The sequence below is a fragment of the Flammeovirga yaeyamensis genome (genome assembly GCF_018736045.1).
In the GTDB taxonomy this organism is placed as follows: Bacteria; Bacteroidota; Bacteroidia; order Cytophagales; family Flammeovirgaceae; genus Flammeovirga; species Flammeovirga yaeyamensis.
The window spans coordinates 440,393-459,515 of the sequence record NZ_CP076132.1 but is presented as its reverse complement, the minus strand read 5'-3'; the positions used below and the strand labels follow the sequence as shown (position 1 = coordinate 459,515).

Annotated in this window: 19 protein-coding genes; 1 reads left to right on the top strand and 18 read right to left on the bottom strand. The window is 32.9% G+C overall.

What is annotated here, in order from left to right; translation table 11 throughout:
* Window position 1: 1 nt before the first annotated feature.
* From KMW28_RS01755 to KMW28_RS01680, 16 genes are all read right to left on the bottom strand, one after another.
* Complete coding sequence (locus KMW28_RS01755) at window positions 2–1,213, bottom strand: polysaccharide pyruvyl transferase family protein (protein ID WP_169664744.1); 1,212 nt, start codon at window positions 1,211–1,213, stop codon at window positions 2–4.
* A complete protein-coding gene (locus KMW28_RS01750; RefSeq protein WP_169664745.1) occupies window positions 1,210–2,379 on the bottom strand; it encodes an N-acylneuraminate cytidylyltransferase in 1,170 nt (389 codons plus the stop codon). Before KMW28_RS01750 ends, KMW28_RS01755 begins: the two co-directional genes overlap by 4 nt.
* Window positions 2,380–2,453: 74 nt before the next feature.
* On the bottom strand, window positions 2,454–3,326 hold the full coding sequence (locus tag KMW28_RS01745; RefSeq protein ID WP_169664746.1) for an N-acetylneuraminate synthase family protein: 873 nt from the start codon (window positions 3,324–3,326) through the stop codon (window positions 2,454–2,456).
* A gap of 32 nt (window positions 3,327–3,358) precedes the next feature.
* Window positions 3,359–4,363, bottom strand: a complete 1,005-nt coding sequence (gene rfbB, locus KMW28_RS01740; RefSeq protein ID WP_169664747.1) for a dTDP-glucose 4,6-dehydratase — start codon at window positions 4,361–4,363, stop codon at window positions 3,359–3,361.
* 53 nt (window positions 4,364–4,416) lie between these two features.
* Window positions 4,417–5,271 carry a dTDP-4-dehydrorhamnose reductase gene (rfbD, locus tag KMW28_RS01735; protein ID WP_169664748.1) on the bottom strand — a complete coding sequence of 285 codons (855 nt, stop codon included), beginning with the start codon at window positions 5,269–5,271 and terminating at the stop codon, window positions 4,417–4,419.
* Window positions 5,271–5,819, bottom strand: coding sequence for a dTDP-4-dehydrorhamnose 3,5-epimerase (gene rfbC, locus KMW28_RS01730; protein ID WP_169664749.1), 549 nt, complete (start codon window positions 5,817–5,819; stop codon window positions 5,271–5,273). Before rfbC ends, rfbD begins: the two co-directional genes overlap by 1 nt.
* Before the next feature lie 9 nt (window positions 5,820–5,828).
* Entirely contained in the window at window positions 5,829–6,689 is an 861-nt protein-coding gene (rfbA, locus tag KMW28_RS01725; protein WP_169664750.1) for a glucose-1-phosphate thymidylyltransferase RfbA, read from the bottom strand.
* Between the two features lie 78 nt (window positions 6,690–6,767).
* On the bottom strand, window positions 6,768–7,802 hold the full coding sequence (locus tag KMW28_RS01720; protein ID WP_169664751.1) for a hypothetical protein: 1,035 nt from the start codon (window positions 7,800–7,802) through the stop codon (window positions 6,768–6,770).
* Window positions 7,803–7,877: 75 nt separating this feature from the next.
* Window positions 7,878–8,855: an SDR family oxidoreductase gene (locus KMW28_RS01715; protein ID WP_169664752.1), complete on the bottom strand. Its 978-nt coding sequence runs from the start codon at window positions 8,853–8,855 to the stop codon at window positions 7,878–7,880.
* 6 nt (window positions 8,856–8,861) lie between these two features.
* On the bottom strand, window positions 8,862–10,127 hold the full coding sequence (locus KMW28_RS01710) for a nucleotide sugar dehydrogenase (protein WP_169664753.1): 1,266 nt from the start codon (window positions 10,125–10,127) through the stop codon (window positions 8,862–8,864).
* Window positions 10,128–10,271: 144 nt separating this feature from the next.
* Complete coding sequence (locus tag KMW28_RS01705; RefSeq protein ID WP_240972854.1) at window positions 10,272–11,357, bottom strand: mannose-1-phosphate guanylyltransferase; 1,086 nt, start codon at window positions 11,355–11,357, stop codon at window positions 10,272–10,274.
* A 2-nt stretch (window positions 11,358–11,359) separates the two neighbouring features.
* Window positions 11,360–11,701: a DUF721 domain-containing protein gene (locus KMW28_RS01700; protein ID WP_169664754.1), complete on the bottom strand. Its 342-nt coding sequence runs from the start codon at window positions 11,699–11,701 to the stop codon at window positions 11,360–11,362.
* The gene (recF, locus tag KMW28_RS01695; protein ID WP_169664755.1) at window positions 11,694–12,785 is read right to left on the bottom strand and encodes a DNA replication/repair protein RecF; all 1,092 of its coding nucleotides are present in this window, start codon (window positions 12,783–12,785) and stop codon (window positions 11,694–11,696) included. The genes KMW28_RS01700 and recF overlap by 8 nt, the downstream gene beginning before the upstream one ends.
* Window positions 12,786–12,817: 32 nt before the next feature.
* Window positions 12,818–13,702 (bottom strand): ATP-grasp domain-containing protein, encoded by an 885-nt coding sequence (locus KMW28_RS01690; RefSeq protein ID WP_169664756.1) that lies wholly within the window; start codon window positions 13,700–13,702, stop codon window positions 12,818–12,820.
* A 115-nt stretch (window positions 13,703–13,817) separates the two neighbouring features.
* Window positions 13,818–14,555: an NRDE family protein gene (locus tag KMW28_RS01685; RefSeq protein ID WP_260158767.1), complete on the bottom strand. Its 738-nt coding sequence runs from the start codon at window positions 14,553–14,555 to the stop codon at window positions 13,818–13,820.
* Window positions 14,556–14,570: 15 nt separating this feature from the next.
* Complete coding sequence (locus tag KMW28_RS01680; protein ID WP_169664758.1) at window positions 14,571–15,092, bottom strand: DinB family protein; 522 nt, start codon at window positions 15,090–15,092, stop codon at window positions 14,571–14,573.
* Window positions 15,093–15,350: 258 nt separating this feature from the next.
* Between KMW28_RS01680 and KMW28_RS01675 the strand changes: the two genes are divergently transcribed.
* Window positions 15,351–16,028 (top strand): arylesterase, encoded by a 678-nt coding sequence (locus KMW28_RS01675; protein WP_169664759.1) that lies wholly within the window; start codon window positions 15,351–15,353, stop codon window positions 16,026–16,028.
* Here the strand turns inward: KMW28_RS01675 and KMW28_RS01670 are convergent.
* Window positions 16,025–17,155: a hypothetical protein gene (locus KMW28_RS01670; protein ID WP_169664719.1), complete on the bottom strand. Its 1,131-nt coding sequence runs from the start codon at window positions 17,153–17,155 to the stop codon at window positions 16,025–16,027. The genes KMW28_RS01675 and KMW28_RS01670 overlap by 4 nt on opposite strands.
* A gap of 61 nt (window positions 17,156–17,216) precedes the next feature.
* The gene (locus KMW28_RS01665) at window positions 17,217–19,016 is read right to left on the bottom strand and encodes a chloride channel protein (protein ID WP_169664760.1); all 1,800 of its coding nucleotides are present in this window, start codon (window positions 19,014–19,016) and stop codon (window positions 17,217–17,219) included.
* Between the last annotated feature and the right edge of the window lie 107 nt (window positions 19,017–19,123).

Genomic DNA, 19,123 nt, shown 5'->3' with positions numbered 1-19,123 from the left:
TTTAGAGAATTTCAGAGTAAGACTTCCTTATATTTTGTTTTACCTCTTTGTTTTTGTCTTGTATTTTCTTTAGTGTATCAACATTATTGTCTTCAATGTGTTTCACTTTGCTTAACAAAGTATCTTTTGAAAAATCATCAACCTTTATATTGTAATTATATAAATCGTAATTTCTCATAATAGCATCCATTTTTTGTTGCACATCAATCGAAATGACAGGAATTTCATTGAGAACACTTGTAATTATTCCATGATACCTCATTGAAACAACTAAGTCGACTTGTGCTATTGATTTTAAGAAAGTTCCTAAAGAAGCTTTTTCTTCAAAAGTCATTTCCAATTCTTTATACAAAATAGTATCGCTAAAATGAAATGTCAGAAGCTTAATATTATATTCCTTCGATAAGGTCTTTATTGACTGCTGTAACTGCTCTACAAAATTCTCGTGCTTTTTCCTTTTTGATTCCGGTAAACTTTCTGCATTCTCATAGAAGTGAGGCCATAAAAAATAAGGCCATAATAAAAAGCCAATTGTTTTTTTATTAGAATCAAAAGGTTCTCTCAATGGTAAATCTAAGCTTAATACCGGATCAAAAGATGCAATTATATTGGTTTCAACACCGTTTCCTATCAAACCGTTTTTCGACTTTTCATCTCTTGTAATAATTAACTTACATGAAGACAAAATAGAACGATAAATAAATCTAAAAAATGAATTTTGAATTTTATCTGAATTGACACCCATTCCCACTACGTAAGATGGTTTTCCATAAATTCTAGCCAACATCAACGGGCATAAATAAATTAAAAGCATTCTATAGGCTTGTTTACTTGGGTAATAATATTCGAGTAAACCTCCTCCCCCTAAGAATACTGCATCACATTCTTTAATTCTTTTTTTATAAGACCAAAAATCAAAAAACTGCTCACCTTTAGAAAATAGTTGAACCCCATAATTCTTAGCCTTTTCAAAATCCCTTATAGAGAGATTAATCTCAATATCATTCTTATTTAGTAATCTTTTTAGCGAATAAAAAATTAAATCATCGCCTAAATTTCCATTTCCATAAGCTCCAAACCAAGTGATCTTGTTGATGCTGACAGATTGTTTTTTTGAAGATAAAAAATCTTTCATTAAGAAAATTGGAAATATTACAGCTAAAGAACCCAGGTTAAATATTAAGTTCTTTAATCTTAAAATTATTTTTTTCATATTATCTTGTTAACAAACTCTCTAACAGCACCTTCCCCTCCAGCTTTTTCAAGTTGAATGATATTGGGTATATTTTTAATTTTATCAGTAGCATTAGAAGGACAAGCAGCTAAACCTACACTTGATAGTAGTTCAAAACAATTGATATCGTCACCGATATAAGCGACTTCTTGTAAAGAAATACCTAGCTCCTTACAAATTTCTTTAGCTGAATTTAATTTACCTCCATGTTTCTTTCCTTGGTAAAGGAAGTCTATTTTCATTTTTTTAGCTCTCCTCTCTACAATTTTTGTATTCTCTGAGGTAACTATACCTGTTTTTATCCCTTGTTCGCTTAATAATTGAAAAGCCATTCCGTCATGCGTATTGAACTTTTTCAACTCATCACCTGATTCAGAGTAATACATTCCTGCATCAGTTAATACACCATCAACATCAGATAAAAATAGTTTTACCCCCTCTTTATTTTCCAGAGGTATAGATTGTAAAATATCAGAAGAGTATTTTTTCATTAAGTGTTCCGCTATGAACCAATCATCTGGTTCATCAATCTCAGTCATGGTATATTCAGGCATTTCATAAACACAAATATTCCCACTTAACCTATTTTTGTGTTTCTTTATATTTCCAACAGAATTGATATAGAAGGCTCCATTTTCAATATATGTACCATCAAAATCTTGTCTTCGAGGTCTATTATTATAGTCGTAGTTTAAAGGAACTCCTTCACCAGACCAAAAGAATCTCTTAACTTGAGAACAACTTAATAAGGAATCCTTACCTGACTCTTTTAATTTATTTATTCCATTAGTTAAATCTAATGACGATAAAAAAGGAGAAGTAGCCTGAATTAAAATAAATTGATCGGTATCCTTTATCTCATTATTCTTCTCCAAATACTCAAGTATAACACTCTCTGTTGAAGATTGATCTTGAGCATTCTTTTCAGAACGTCCATAAACTTTCAACTTAGAAAAGTTAAACTGTTCTACAACTTCTTTTATTTCATCACTATCTGTAGCAATAATTACCTCATCAATAGAACTTGATTCTTGTGCAGCTAAAGCTGTCCAATACACCAATGGTTTACCACAGAATGACTTAATATTTTTTTTGGGTATTGATTTACTACCTCCGCGTACAGGAATAAATGCAATTTTTTTCATTTATATAAATATAAGTAACACTATACCATTATAGTATAGTGTTATGAGTTTTTTCAAAGTATAATTATTGAAAATTAAGACTTTCTATATTTTAACTTATCTCTTTGAACTTGTTCAATAGGTAGAATCTCTTCTTTCTTAAAATTCAAAGCTTGATGAGTTGCCTTTAAATCTCTACACAATTTCATTAACCCTGTAACTTCAAGTGATGCAGCGTGATCTGTCCCTTTCCAAGTACGGTCTTTTGTAAAGTGTCTTTCAACCCAAGATGCACCTAAAGTATAAGCTGCCATATCAATAGCGATACCTAAATGATGACCAGAGAAACCAATTTCTTTTACTCTGTCTGCATACTTATCTACTAAATTATTAATTTCTAATAAACAAACATCTTCAAAAGGAACTGGATAACCAGAAGTACAATTATATACTACCAATCTATCTTTAGCAGCACCTGTCACCTCAAAGAAACTAATAATTGTTTCGATCTCATCTTTCTTTGTCATACCTGTTGAGATATGAACCTCTCCAGTATAATCATCTCTTAAAATTTTCATCATTTCAAAGTGATTATTACAAGCTGAAGGTACTTTTATTAATGTAGGGTTAACTTCTACAATTTCTTTAGCAGACGTCACATCCCATACTGAAGTAGAATATTCAATACCTACCTTATCACAATATTCTTTAAGTTCTTTATGTTGTTCTTTTGTAAACTCTAAGAATTCTCTATGTGCACCATAAGTGTCTCCGTAAGAGTTTCTTGGATTTGGGTGAGGAGCATTATATTGTTCTTCAGTTAAGAGTTCTTTATTTGTTCTTTTTTGAAATTTTGCTACATCGGCACCTGATAACTTTGATAATTCAATAAGTTCTTTTGCGATTGCCATTTGTCCCATATGGTTACATCCAATTTCTGATATAACTTTTGGTTTTTTATAATTCATGTTTTTATACAATATATAAATTGAAAATTCTTTTATATTAAATACCACTCAATTGTTTTAACAATACCGCTCTCAAAATCTTCATCAGCTTTCCAACCTAGATCACCTTCCAACTTTGATGCATCAATAGCATATCTTCTATCATGCCCTGGACGATCTTTTACAAAAGTAATCAACTCTTTATAGGATTTACCATTGGTTAAAGGTTGTTTACTATCTAAAATACTGCAAATCTTATCGACAATGTAAAGGTTATCTCTTTCGTTTCTTCCTCCTATATTATATGTCTCACCTAGAGCACCAGTGTGATACACTAAATCTATACCTTTACAATGATCTAATACATATAACCAATCTCTGATATTTTTCCCATCCCCATAAATCGGAATAGGTTCTTTGGCTAAAGCCTTTCTAATAATTGTAGGAATTAGCTTTTCCTTGTGCTGTTTTGGTCCATAATTATTAGAACAGTTAGTAGTGACTACATTCATACCATAAGTATGGAAATATGATCGAACAATCATATCTGAAGATGCTTTAGATGCACTATATGGAGAGTTTGGAGCATATGGTGTTTCTTCTGTAAACAAACCTATTTTTCCTAATGTACCATATACCTCATCTGTTGATATATGATGGAACTTACAGTCTTTATATTCTTCCTTATAGTTAAAAGGACCATTCATCCAATACTTTCTAGCAACATCTATTAAGACAAATGTTCCGTGAACATTTGTCTTAATGAAAGCTTCTGGTCCTGTAATAGAATTATCTACATGAGATTCAGCAGCAAAGTGAATTACACCTCTAATATCATATTTTTCAAATAATGATTCGATAAGATTTCTATCACAAATATCTCCTTCAACAAATGTATACCTTGAGTGTCCTTCTATTTCCGATAAATTCGAAAGATCACCTGCATAAGTCAACTTATCTAAGTTGATTAAATGGTAGTTCTCGTATTTTTCTAAAAAATAAGGAACAAAGTTTGATCCTATAAATCCAGCACCTCCGGTGATAAGAATAGAAGACATATATTAATTTTTTTGTTTATAATAATTGCACAAAGGTAAATAAAAGTTGATTCCTAATCTATCAACTTAAGACAATTCAATAAGCTTTCCTGCCAATAAGGAATAGTTATATTAAAGGTTGTTTTGATTTTTGATTTATCTAACAAACTAAAACTTGGTCTTTTAGCAGGCGTCGGATAAGCAGAAGTTGGTATTGGATTTACGTTTACTTCAATATTTTTCATCATGAAAATAGTTTTTGCAAAATCATACCAACTGGCCACACCCTCATTACTAAAATGATAGACACCATAGCATTCTTGATTATCATTGATTAATAATAAAATTGCTTTTGCTAAATCTCTTGCGTACGTTGGAGTTCCAATTTGGTCTACTATTACACCTAATTCACCTCTTTCACGACCTAATCGAAGCATTGTTTTTACAAAGTTATTCCCATAACTACTGTATAACCAAGCTGTTCTTAGAATATAATATTTCTTGAGAACTTGTTGTATAACTTGTTCTCCTTTCAATTTTGTATGACCATATACTCCTAGTGGACTTGTTTGCATATTTTCACTGTATGCAGTTGAACTATCCCCTTCAAAAACAAAATCAGTAGAAACATGAAATAAGGTAGTATTATTTTTATCACAAGCAATTGCAAGATTTTCTGGCCCACATACATTCACTTTAAAAGCTAACTCTTGATCTGACTCAGCTTTATCTACTGCTGTATAGGCAGCACAATTAATACAGACATCAAATTTACCTTGAGCAAAATACTGTATCACTTTGTTCTGATCAGTGATATCCAAATCATCTACATCAACAAAAGTGAAATTAAAATCATTATGATTTTTTGATAAAAATTGAAGTTCAGATCCCAACTGACCGTTGGCTCCCGTTACTAATATATGTTTCATTATTTCTTTTTCAAATCAGATAAGAGAGGTAAAACTTGATCTTTTTCAGATATTATTTCTTTTCCAAGTGGAATTTGCCAATCAATATTTAATTCTGGGTCATTGTATTTAATTCCTCCTTCTGATTCTTTGTTATAATAATTATCACATTTATAAGCAAATTCTGCACTTTCTGATAAAACAGAAAAGCCATGAGCAAATCCTCTAGGAACAAACAATTGACGTCTATTCTCAGCGGAAAGTTCAACTGCCTCAAATTGACCATAAGTTTCACTATCTGGACGTAAATCAACAGCAACATCAATTACTTTTCCTGATAACACTCTTACTAATTTGGCTTGAGCATGTACACCTATCTGATAATGTAAACCTCTGATTACTCCATAAGTTGAAGATGACTGATTATCTTGAACAAAATTAACTGCTAATCCTGTCGTTTCAGTAAATTTTTTTAAGTGAAAGCTTTCAAAAAAATATCCTCTTTCATCCCCAAAAATTTGAGGTTCGATAATGTAGCAATCTTTTAATTTTGTTGATGTTATTTTCATTCCCCTCAATTATTTTAAAATGTTTAAAATATATTTTCCATAACCACTTTTTACTAATGGAGCTGCTATTTCTTCTAATTGTTCTTTATTGATATAACCCATTCTGTAGGCAACTTCCTCAATACAACCTACACTTAAGCCCTGCCTTTCTTCAATTACTCTAACATATTCTCCTGCTTGCATTAGAGAAGCGAAAGTACCAGTATCCAACCAAGCTGTTCCTCTGTTCATAATACCAACTTGAAGTTTTCCTCTTTTAAGGTACTCTTCATTTACTGTTGTGATTTCTAGTTCACCTCTAGGGCTTGGTTTTACATTCTTGGCTATTTCTACTACTTCATTATCATAAAAATACAAACCTGGAACTGCATAGTTAGATTTAGGAACTTCAGGTTTTTCTTCGATAGAAATTGCTTTATTATTTTCATCAAACTCAACGACACCATATCTTTCTGGATCTGTTACATGGTAAGCATATACACAACCTCCATCCACATCATTATTAGCTTGTAATAATTTCGAAAGTCCAGACCCATAAAAGATGTTGTCTCCCAAAATCAAGGAAACTTTATCGTTACCAATAAATTCTTCACCTATGATAAACGCTTGAGCAAGTCCTTCAGGCTTTTCCTGAACTGAATAAGAAAAAGTACAACCTAAACGAGATCCATCTCCCAATAACTTCTCAAATAATGGAAGATGTTCTGGAGTTGAAATAATCAATATTTCTCTTATCCCTGACAACATCAATGTTGATAATGGATAATAAATCATTGGTTTGTTGTAAACGGGCATAAGTTGTTTACTAACTGCTAATGTAAGAGGGTGAAGTCGAGTTCCTGATCCTCCAGCTAAAATGATTCCTTTCATAATTCGAATATAAAAAAAGGTATGTAGACTTTTTTATACTCCCACATACCATTCAATTTAATCTTATAAACTTATAAATTAAAGTTCTGATTTTTTCTTCAAGTACCTATTTAAATCTACAAGAATAACAAATGCTAAAATAGATACAAAACCAATAAACATTCCCAAGGCTGTTTTCCCTTTTGTTGATAATGAAACTGTATTTAATTCAGAAAACCTGTTAACAAATTCAACATTCCCTTCTACCGTAAGCTGTTTTCTAACAGTTACCAAGCTTTCAGATAAGTTTCTTTCTTCCAACATTGTTTCCATGGATTTATCTCCACTTTCTTTGATGATTCCTTCATCGTTTTTGGAAGATAACCTCAATACGTTAGAAGATTGTTCGGAAGTAAGTTTTGCTTGACTTTTAATTACCTCTTTGTAGGCTTCGTTAAATTCTTTCAACTTTTGTTTTTGATCAATCAGGGTAAGTTCACGATCTTTCAATCCTGATTGATACACTTTTTTATATTTATTGATATATCGATTTTTATCAAAGAAATATTCAAACCCTTTTTGAATATCTTCTTTTGAAAAATCATTTGTTTTTGTACTTACCGTAATATCAAAACGTTCTTCATTTTGTAATGAATACATTAGTAAGGAATCTAATATTTCTTCTGAAACCTTTCCTTTAAGGTATTTGTCTGTATAACCAATAGCTGAAATTTCTGAGATATTACTTACAATATTGAGTGGTAAATTTAATTGCTTGGATAGTTTTTCCCAACCATCTTCATTACATAATGCATTCAATTCATTCAATTCATTGGTAAAATCAACCCCTTTTAAGTAAGGAGAATTAATTGATGCTTTTGAAGAATAGTATTGAGACGTATTTTTCATTAAATAACCTGTAATACCTCCGATGACTACTACAATACCTACTACAATTTTCCAAGTATAAATTTTCTTGTATAAGTATACTAATAGGGAAATAAAGGCTCCAAATACGCCACTAAAAACACTCTTTATTTTATCCCCAATAATAGAAAATAACTCAATTAAATCGATTTCATCATTTTTATTTTTTGATGATTGATTACCTGTATCTTTATTAGAATGTTCCATCAATTATTATATTATTAAAAGTACAACCGCAAATATAATTAGAAATCTTTCGATTAAAGTATAGATTATTGATTTTTACTTTAAATAATTGTAATACCAAATTGTAGCTTCCTTTAACCCCTCTTTAATATTATACTTTGGTTGATAGCCCATTAAAGTCTTCCCTTTTTCAATAGAAGCTAAAGAGTGCTTTACATCACCTTGTCTTGGGGGACCAAAAATAGGATCAATTTCTTTAACTTTTGGATCGAATTCTGATAAATACTCTTGAATCAAGTAATATAATTCTTTCAGATCTGTTCTTTCCCCGAAAGCTACATTATAAACTTCATTTAAGGCGTTTTCATTATCTGTAATTGCTGCCTGTTCGTTGGCATGTAGTACATTCTCGATATAAGTAAAGTCTCTTGAGTTATCACCTTCTCCGTTAATTGTTGGTGATTCTCCATTCAACATAGCAATTACAAACTTTGGAATAACAGCTGCATAGGCTCCATGAGGATCCTGACGGCGACCAAAGACATTAAAATATCTCAAGCCAATAGTATCTATTCCGTAAGTTTTATGAAATACATCTGCATATAATTCATTCACATACTTTGTTACTGCATAAGGAGAAAGTGGCTTTCCAATTTTATCTTCTTCTTTTGGTAATCCTGGATGATCCCCATAAGTGGAAGATGAAGCTGCATAAATAAATCTTTTTACATTGGCATCTTTTGATGCTGTTAGCATATTTAAGAAACCAGATATATTTACCGCATTTGTTGTGATTGGATCGTTAATAGAACGAGGAACAGAACCTAGAGCAGCCTGATGAAATACAATCTCAACTCCTTCTACTGCTTTTTGGCAATCTTCTATATTTCTGATATCTCCTTCGATAAAAGTACATTTTGGATGCTCCAAAAATGCTTGGATATTTTCTCTTTTTCCTGTTGAGAAATTATCCAAACAAATGACTTCATTATCTTGGGCTAAAAATTTATCGACTAAGTTGGATCCAATAAAGCCTGCTGCTCCTGTAACTAATACTTTTCTCCCTTTAAGCATGTTGTATTAAAGTCTGTCTGTAACGTATTTTCTATCTAGAACACTCTTCACATCATAAACAATAGGGTTGTTTGATGTTAGTGCATCCCAATCTATTTCTTCTTGGAAAGATTTATGAGATACTGCATGAATAATTGCCACATAATTCTCTCCTACTTTCTCAACCAAATCTAAGCCATACTCTTCCTTGACTTCATCCTTGTCCGCATGTGGATCAAAAACTTCAACATTCATGTTGAAACTCTGAAGTTCACGGATCACATCAATTGCTCTGGAGTTTCTAATATCTGGACAATCTTCTTTGAAAGTAATACCCAACATTAGAATTTTAGCTCCTTTTTCTATTGATGATGATTTTTCCATCATCAAACGCAATACTTTATTGGCAACATGTGCACCCATACCATCGTTAATACGACGACCTGCCAGAATTACCTCTGGGTGATAACCTAAAGATTCTGATTTATATGTTAAATAATATGGATCAACACCAATACAGTGTCCACCTACCAAACCTGGACGGAAAGGAAGGAAATTCCACTTGGTTCCTGCTGCTTCTAAAACTTCTAATGTATCGATACCTACCTTATCGAATATTTTAGACAATTCATTCACAAAAGCAATATTTAAATCTCTTTGTGAGTTCTCAATTACTTTTGCAGCTTCTGCGACCTTAATGCATGAAGCCTTATGAGTACCTACTTTCACAACTACTTGATACATCTGATCCACTTCCTCTGCAATTTCAGGAGTTGAACCGGAAGTAACTTTCATAATATTGTGCACCCTGTGTACGTGATCACCCGGGTTAATTCTTTCTGGAGAATAGCCTGCATAAAAGTCTTGGTTAAATTTCAAACCACTCACTTTTTCTAAAACAGGAACACATTGTTCTTCAGTACAACCTGGGTAAACGGTAGATTCATAAACAACAATATTACCATACGATAATACCTTACCTACTGTCTCACTAGCCTTCTTTAATGGCGTTAAATCAGGTGTTTTATATTCATCGATGGGAGTTGGTACCGTCACAATATAAATATCTGCTGATTTGATCACATCTAAATCAGAAGTATAAGTAATATCTTGGGTAACTGACTCTAATTCATCAGTGGTTACTTCAAGTGTATGATCTTTGCAATTATTCAATTCGTCAATTCTTGGTTGATTAATATCAAAACCAATCACTTTCACTTTATTTTTTGCAAATTCAACAGCTAAAGGCAAGCCAACATAACCTAAGCCTATAACGCAAATAGTTTTGTTCATTATTTTAGATAGTAAATATGAAATGGGAACAATATCAAGAGTTCTGTTTACTTACAGCAGCACAAAGTTGTACAGAATCTAGCCCCAATCAGTTATTAAAAAATTTTGACTCTAATTTATTACATAAAGAAACAATAAGGTAATTTATATATACTTTTCTCCTTTTTGTTCTTTAGCATTCTTTAGAAACTGCTTTACACGTTGCTCATGATCTTTATTACAAATCATTAAAACATTATCGTATTCAGCAACAATATAATTTTCCAATCCTTGTACTACTACAAGTCGATCGGACGGTGTTTTTACAATTGAATTAAATGTTTCGTAGGCCATAACATTACCTTGCAATACATTTTCTTCTTCGTTTTTAGGTGCTTGCTCATATAATGATTTCCATGTACCCAAATCAGACCAACCAAAATCTGTACGCATTACATACACATTGTCTGCATGTTCCATTATACCATAATCTATTGAGATATCTCTACACTGATGATAGATCTCATCTATAGCATGGCTTTCCTCTGAAGTGTAGAATTTGTCTTCAACTGAAGAGAATAAATGATCTACATCGTCCAAGTATGTTTTAAAGGCATGTTTGATTGATTTGACATTCCAAACAAAGATTCCTGCATTCCAAACAAAGTCTCCACTTAATACAAATGCTCTTGCTAATTCTTCATTGGGCTTTTCAGTGAAGGTTTTTACTTTATAAAGTACTTCCAAGCGTTCATTATTTAATGCTTGAATATAGCCATACCCAGTATCAGGTCTATTTGGTCGGATACCTAAAGTAATCAAAACATCATTTGATGCTGCATAATGTAATGCTTTTTCAACACGCAATTGGAATTCAGGAACATCCAAAATCACATGATCGGCAGGTGCAACTACAATATTTGCATGTGGATCTTTTAAACCAATCTTATAACTCGCATAAGCAATACATGGTGCTGTATTTCTTCTCATTGGCTCACATAATACCTGGTCTTCACTTAAAAAAGGTAATTGTTCCAATGTAATGTCTTTATAGGCTTGACTAGTCACCACAAAAATATTTTCTTTCGGACAAACAGGCTCAAAACGCTCTGCTGTCATTTGAATCATGGTCTTCCCAACACCTAAGATATCTTGAAATTGCTTTGGACGGCTTTCTCTACTGTATGGCCAGAATCTACTTCCAACTCCACCGGCCATAATAACAACATAGTTATGCTTATTTTCAGACATATTTATACGAATTTTACTTCAGACAGTATTTCTGCCCCAAGTCTTTGGTTTAATCTTTTTACAACATGTTCTCTGGCCATATTTAGTTCATTTCTGAGGGCCGGAGTATTTAATTTAATATAGAGGGTTTTACCTCTAAGTCTTAGTTCTTGAGTTCTAGAAGCAATCGTATGACCCATTACTTCATCCCAAACCTTGTTTAACATAGATTGGTTATAACTCTTACTTTTATTTAGAGTTTTGACAAATTTCTGCATCGCCTCTCCAATCCCAATAGTCTCATGCTTCTTGGGAATAGGATTTCTTTTTCTAAATCGATATACAGTCTTCTTTTCTTCAGCCAAAATGTTCTATTTCTATAAAATGAGATGCAGTATTAATTTCCTCCATCAATGATTTAGACCGTTCAGGTCGTGCATCTGTCAAAATTATTTGTCCAAATTTCTTTTCTTTGATCAACTCTAACAACTTTTTGATCCTATTATCGTCCAATTTGTCAAAAATATCATCTAAAAGTAAAATTGGAACTTTAGACAACGTCCCTTTTAATAGAGAATGTTGTGCCAATTTTAAAGCGATAATAAATGATTTTTGCTGACCTTGGGATCCATATTTCTTTAATGACAAGTCGGATAATTGAAACTCAAAATCATCTTTATGAATTCCTTTTGTGGTCCTATGTAAAACTACATCCTTCTCCCAAGCTTCTTGATAAATCTCCTCAAAATTGTCTTTAGAAAATTCAGATTTATAGCGAATAGAGGCTTGCTCTCTTCCCTCAGATAAAAATGAATAGGATTCCTCAAAAAATGGAAGAAATTTAGTAACAAATTCTTGTCTCTTTTGATTGATTAATTTCCCATTTTGAAGTAAGGCATGATCATAAGGAGCTACCCAATCGCGATTAGGCATTTGCCTTTTCTCTGCAAATAGCTTCAAAAGCTCATTTCTTTGCAATAAGGCTCTTTGATAATCAATAAGGGCTTTTAAATATACCTTATCGTACTGGGAGATTACACTATCAAAATACTTTCGACGAATCTCGCTTCCTTCTCTCAAAAGATCAGTATCATTAGGAGCTATTAATACACAAGGGTACTTCCCAAAATGATCGCTAAACTTCTTGTAGTCTTTTCCGTTGACACTAAATTTTTTCTTCGGCTTTTGAAACTGACAAATAACAGTATCCACTTGATCTCGGTGAATAAACTTACCAGAAATTGCAAAAGTCTTCTCGCCATGACGCACATTTTGTTGCTCAGTATAACTGAAAGCACTTTTCGTCATAGAAAGAAGGTAAATGGCATCTAGCATATTGGTTTTACCTATTCCATTAGGTCCCACTATACAGTTTACTCCTTCTTTTAATTCTACTGTTTGTTCAGAATAGCTTTTAAAATCTTTTATGTACAACCGCTCAATAAACATTCAACGTCTTTTTTGATAGAATGCAAAGATAATTATCTATTCATTAAGGATTGTAATAAAACCGGAAAAGGGGTATCAGAATGTCCTTGTTTTCTGTTTTGTTTACCAATTTTATAGATTCTCCACCAATGGGCAAACAAATCTTTATAGGCAGCAAATAAAGAATTTTCAGGGTCGTAAATATGAGCAGGCTCAGAGTTCACACCATTCAACTCCATCACTTTAAAATCACCATTGATCAATGCTTGCTCGTCTTTCGCTTTTAAATCATACCTTCCAAAATAAAAGCCATCAATATGAGAAGAAATTTCATCAAAGACTTTAGTGTCTAATTGTGATATCAAGTAGTTCGCATCATTAAAAATAGCTCCTCTTGAATGATTTCCCATTTTTGACAACATGAAAACCTCTCCATCATCAACTACTTCATGCAAACGATCATCGTACTTTTCTTTCAAAAAATCTAAATACAAAAAGGCTCTTTGATGTCCTTCAAAGAGTTGAAGTAAATTACTTACTCCATCTCCAACAACATAAAGTTCTCCTTTATAAACAATGGATGTAATTTTCCCTTTCAACTGATCAGGATAACGTACATACATCACCCCATACTCATCATTTGTATCGATAAACTCTTGTAAGATAATTTCCTTGGGCTGAGGTTTTAAATATTCCTTTAAATCAATATCAGATTGAATTTTTTCTACGCCGCTTCCTCTTTCTCCTTCATTGGGTTTTAAAATGATAGGATATTCTAGACCCAAAGATTTCATAGAAGCTTTCACTTCATCAACAGAAGGAGTATCGAAATAAAAATCACTTTTAGGGACATACTTTTGAGGTATCTGCTTTAATACATCATATTTAGAATAATCGAAAAACCCACCATATTTCATTCCTGGGTTAACTGAGGTCATGAAGCTGAGTGATCTCGACATCATGGATAAAATGAAATAGAGAAAGTAAACAGGAATGTAGAATATATAATAAGGCCAAAATTCCCACTTAAATATGCGATATCTAAAATTGGGCTTAAGATTCATGATTTAATACTTTTTGAGACAAAGAGGCAAAGTCCTTCTCAGTAGAAATACGGTCGTGATAACACATATCCACCTTCTGTTCATCTACAAGTAGCTGTGTGGTACTTACCGTACAAAACTGAGGTCTAAGCATAGATAAACCCGAAATTTGCTCAATATCTTTATCTAAATTTTCATGAAATTCTAATATTTCATGATTACTTCTTTGTTCAGAAGATAACCAATTTAAAAATTGATGTGTTCTCCTTTCTCTTTGAATAGAATTATATAATGTCACAGACGACCAAATATGTGGTTGTTCAGGATCAAGCTGATTTTTTGTACCGATTTTACCATCCCATATAAACTGATGTATCTTTCTGTTTATCTTGTTTTCAATAATTACTAAAGTGAATGGTTCTACATTAGTAAAATCATAATCCAATAAATAGTCGTCTATATTTTCTGAAAGTAACGCATCGATTACCACTTTACCTCTAGAATGCTTGTATGGCGGTGTCGGAGTATGAGGTGTATAAGCTCCATTCAGCAAACAAACCACCCTCGAATGCTCATTAGCACCAAGCCACGTCCCTAAAGCTTGTCCATCTATTGGTGCAAGAAAAGAAACCCCTTCTTTTTTGTGTACGGAAGGAGCAAAAGCAGTCGACCTACTTTTCATTTCATCCCTGTTGGATGTAAAAAGGTACGATTTCGGTGAGAGTGGTATATAAGTAAGCGTACACATATATCGATAAATTCTTTATTTCCCCTTTCTGTAAGCGTAAGTAGATTTGGCTACCCCAAAGATTTCTTTCAATTTAACATCAGGAAAATAATGATTTAAACCTACTTTAATTATTGCCAAGTGATGAACGGTATGTTCATTACAGTAATGCATTTCTCTTGCTACTGTAGAATCCGATACCCAATCTTTATTATTTAAGTCGTCATCAAAATCTTTCACTTCCAATTTGATAAACGACGGATATTCATCCACTATAGTTAAACCTTGCTGCAATTCTTCCAATACTTGAATCGCATAGCTACGTTCACTTTCTAAAGGCATACTTCTTTCTCTATCTTCATAACAAACATTTTTATTATTTGTTACACTTTGAAGTAAGCACTGATAAAACTCTACAATATGTCTTGTGTGTTGTCCAATAGACGCTCCTGAAAAAAGAGGCAATGATGCCGAAAATTGATCATCTGATATTTGAGTCAATAAATCATTAAGTTGAGCACAGAGCTCGATAGCTGAATGTGTTACCTGATGGTTCATAAATATATAGTAAGGAAAAAATTAGCAATTTCAGATAAAATATTTAGAATATTGCTACCGATAATATCATCTAAAAATAAAACATTTATTATCTTTTTCTATATATGATGTCAATTCATTCATCATATATATAGTTTTAGTGTTAGAAAAAGTGAGTTACTGACAAAAAAGTTGATAAAAATAAGATTAATACAAAAATAGTAGGGGTACATCCCATTGAAAGTTATATTTGATAACAAAATCAACCATTACATTCCAATGAAATTAAAATTATTGTTGATACTCTTCCTTTTCATCTTTTTTTCTTCTTGTCAGGAAAAAAATAATCAGCAAAAAAAGGAGAACGTACAGGAAAGCTCAGTAAAAGAGACGACTACATCTGATAAAAAGAATATCGTTTTCTTTGGTAATAGCTTAACTGCAGGATATGGTTTAGAAAAAGAACAAGCCTACCCTTCTTTAATTCAGAAAATGATTGACGATAAAGCATTAGGATATAACTGTATTAATGCTGGCTTAAGTGGAGAAACCACTGCCGGTGGATTAAATAGAGTAGATTGGGTGATTGGTCAGGAACAAGTAGATGTTTTTGTTTTAGCTTTAGGTGGAAATGATGCATTAAGAGGTATCGATCCAAAAAGCACTGAAGATAACTTGATAAATACGATTCAAAAGGTAAAATCAAAATATCCTGATTGTAAAATATTATTAGCAGGCATTCTTCCCCCACCAAATATGGGTGATGAATATTCTAAGGCATTTGAAACCTTATATCCTCGCATCGCTAAAAAAGAAAACGTAAAACTAATGCCCTTTATACTTAAAGATGTTGCAGGAGTAAAAGAATTAAATCAAGAAGATGGGATTCACCCAAATGAAGAAGGTGCTAAAATTCTAGCAAAAAATATATTTGCAGAGTTACAATCGCTTCTCTAATCCTTCTTTTTAGGTTTAAAAACTGGACGAACTCTTTTTGGTTTAACAGATTCATCCTTAGCTTCTTGGGTACTATCAGTTGAAGGTGTTTCTTTTTTCTTAAATACGGGTCTTACCTTTTTAGGTGTATTTACTCCTTCCTCAGATTGAGTTTCTGTGGCCGGTTTGTCTTCTACATCTGATGATGGCTTTTTCTTAAATACTGGACGTACTTTTTTAGGTGAATCAGTCGCTGTTTTTTCTTCAGTGGCTTTTGGTTCCTCCGTTTCCGATGTTGATGTTTTCTTTTTGATTACAGGACGTACTTTTTTGGGAGCACTAGGTTGTTCTTCCGCTTTAGGAAGTGTTTCTGAAGGAGTGTCGTTTTCAACCTCAGTAGTTGATGATTTCTTTTTAAATACTGGACGTGCCTTCTTTGGCTTTACAGATTCTTCCACAGAATCACTCTCTGATGTTGATTCTTCTGATTCAGTTGAAGGTGACTTCTTCTTAAATACTGGACGTGCCTTCTTTGGCTTTACAGATTCTTCCACAGAATCACTCACTGATGTTGATTCTTCTGTTTCAGTTGAAGGTGACTTCTTCTTAATAACCGGGCGTGCTTTCTTTGGTGTAGTAGTATCTTCTGTTTCAGATGTTTCGACCTTTTTCTTAAATACAGGACGTGCAGCTTTTGGTTTTGAAATAGCCTGTTCTCCATCCTCCACTTTTTTCTTGATAACAGGTCTGGCTACTTTCTTTTTAGGAGCTTCAGTTGATGAAAACGTTTCATCAGAAGTTGTCTCAGACGTTTCCTTTGGTTTTACCTTGACTTTTGGTCTAAACTTAGGCTTTGGTTTAGGTTTAACCTCTGTTGACTCTTCAGTTGCCTCAACAACTTTTGATGCAGGCTTTTTGATAACAGCTTTTGGTGCAGCTTTAGGCTTTTCATCCACCACTTTTACTGCTTCAGCCAACCAATATCTTCGACGTATCTGATTTATCAAAAATAACTTTTGCTGTGTAAAACTCTTCGGATGTACTTGCATAAATAACGATTCCCACTCTTCATAACGAGAAGGTTCAGAAGTTTTAAACTCCTTAAAATCAATTCTTTTTTTCGTTAAAAATGCCTCAAATTCGTTCATACACAAAAAATTACATCAAATAAACTACCTCCAAAAAACATCTTATATATAAGGGTGAAAATTAATTCCCCACCCATTCTTTATTCAATCGTTGAAGTTGCTTTCTATAGACACTAAATATTCTAGATTTAGAAACCATACCTATATATTTACCTTTTTCATCTACTACAGGTAAATTCCAAGCATCTTCTTTTTCGAATTTTCTCATTACAGAGGTCATTCTTTCACCATAATCAACAATATCAGGTGGTTGCATCATTACATTTTCTATTTTCACCTTCTGCTGTTGTTCCTGATCAAACATTATTTCTCTTACTTGATCAAGAGTAATGATTCCTTTTAATCTACCTCTTTCACTAACTACAGGGAAAACCGATCGCTTACTTACACTAATTGCATCTACTAAATCACTTAAAAGTCCTTTAACAGGCACTGTTACAAAGTTTGTTTCAATTAGTTTATTGATATTTAAACGGTCTAAAACCTGCATATCTCTATCACCTTTTAGATAGTCTCCACGAGCTTTTAATGCACTAACGTGAGGCGCATCTGGATTGACAACACTTACTGTTGTATAAGCAATTGCAGAAACCAACATCAAAGGTACAAATAGTGTATAACCTCCGGTAATCTCAGCGATTAAAAATATGGCTGTTAGAGGAGCATAAACTACCCCACACATTACTCCACTCATTCCCACAAGTATAAAATGAGATTCGTGCAGATTACCTAAACCTAATAAGTTCACCAAGCGAGCAAATGAAAAACCTGTAAGTCCCCCAATCACCAAGGCGGGACCAAAAGTACCACCTGAACCACCAGAAGATAAGGTAAGTGAAGCACCAATTACCTTGGCAAATAATATCATAATGATATAGGCTAAGAATAACCAAGCCTTGGTATTTGGAATAATCCCCTCAAATAACTCAGCTCTATGCAATAGGCTACCCTCATCTCCATTTAATAACGCTTTTATAGATTCATAACCTTCACCATAAATAGGAGGAAATAAGAAAATGAAGATAGATAATAATAAACCACCTACTAAAGCTCTTTTATAACGATTAGGGAATTTCTCCTCCATCAAATGCTCCATCTGATGGAGCGTCTGGTTAAAGTAGATAGAGACAAACCCTGCAATTATACCAAGGAGAATAAAAAACGGAATATTCTGTGCTTGAAAATCTTCAGCAATTTGAAAGGAGAAAAGTACTTCTTCACCCAAAATAAGTGATGAAATAATGGCTGCACTTACTGATGAGATCAATAAAGGAACAAAGTTCGCTACAGAAACTCCAGTAAGAATTACCTCAATACTAAAAATAAGACCTGTAATAGGTGCGTTGAATATAGCAGAAATCACCCCTGCCGTACCACAACCAATCATTAAGGTTTTGGTCTTATAATCCATTAATAGTTTACGTCCAATATTTGAACCTATGGCCCCACCTGTAAGTACAATAGGAGACTCTAGTCCTACAGATCCACCAAAACCCACAGTAAAAATGGAAGTAACAATACGGGAGTACATTTTACTTTTCCCAATATTACTGTTGTTTCTAAAAATATTATGAAGAATATCTGTTATGGCGTGACCAACGCTACTTTCTTTATAAAGAGATTTCGCTAATAAAGTCGTAATAATCAACCCAATCATTGGGTAAAATATTATCCCAAAATTTTCACCAAAACTCTGATGGGTTAGAATATGATGCATCTCATGCACCGACTTCTTTAAAAGAACAGCCGCCATGCCTGAACATATTCCCACAATACTACTTACAATAAGGATAAAGTTCCTATCCGAAAGATGGACTCTCCTTAAGTTAAATAGTTTCTCTATCAGTTTGTTTTTTGCCATCTAAAAATCTTGATGAAATAAAATGTTGGATTGCATTCGGTTATCTAACTCACTAAAAATAAAAGAATAGTAGTTCATTTCCCTATTGAGATAGTAACTATCTAGCA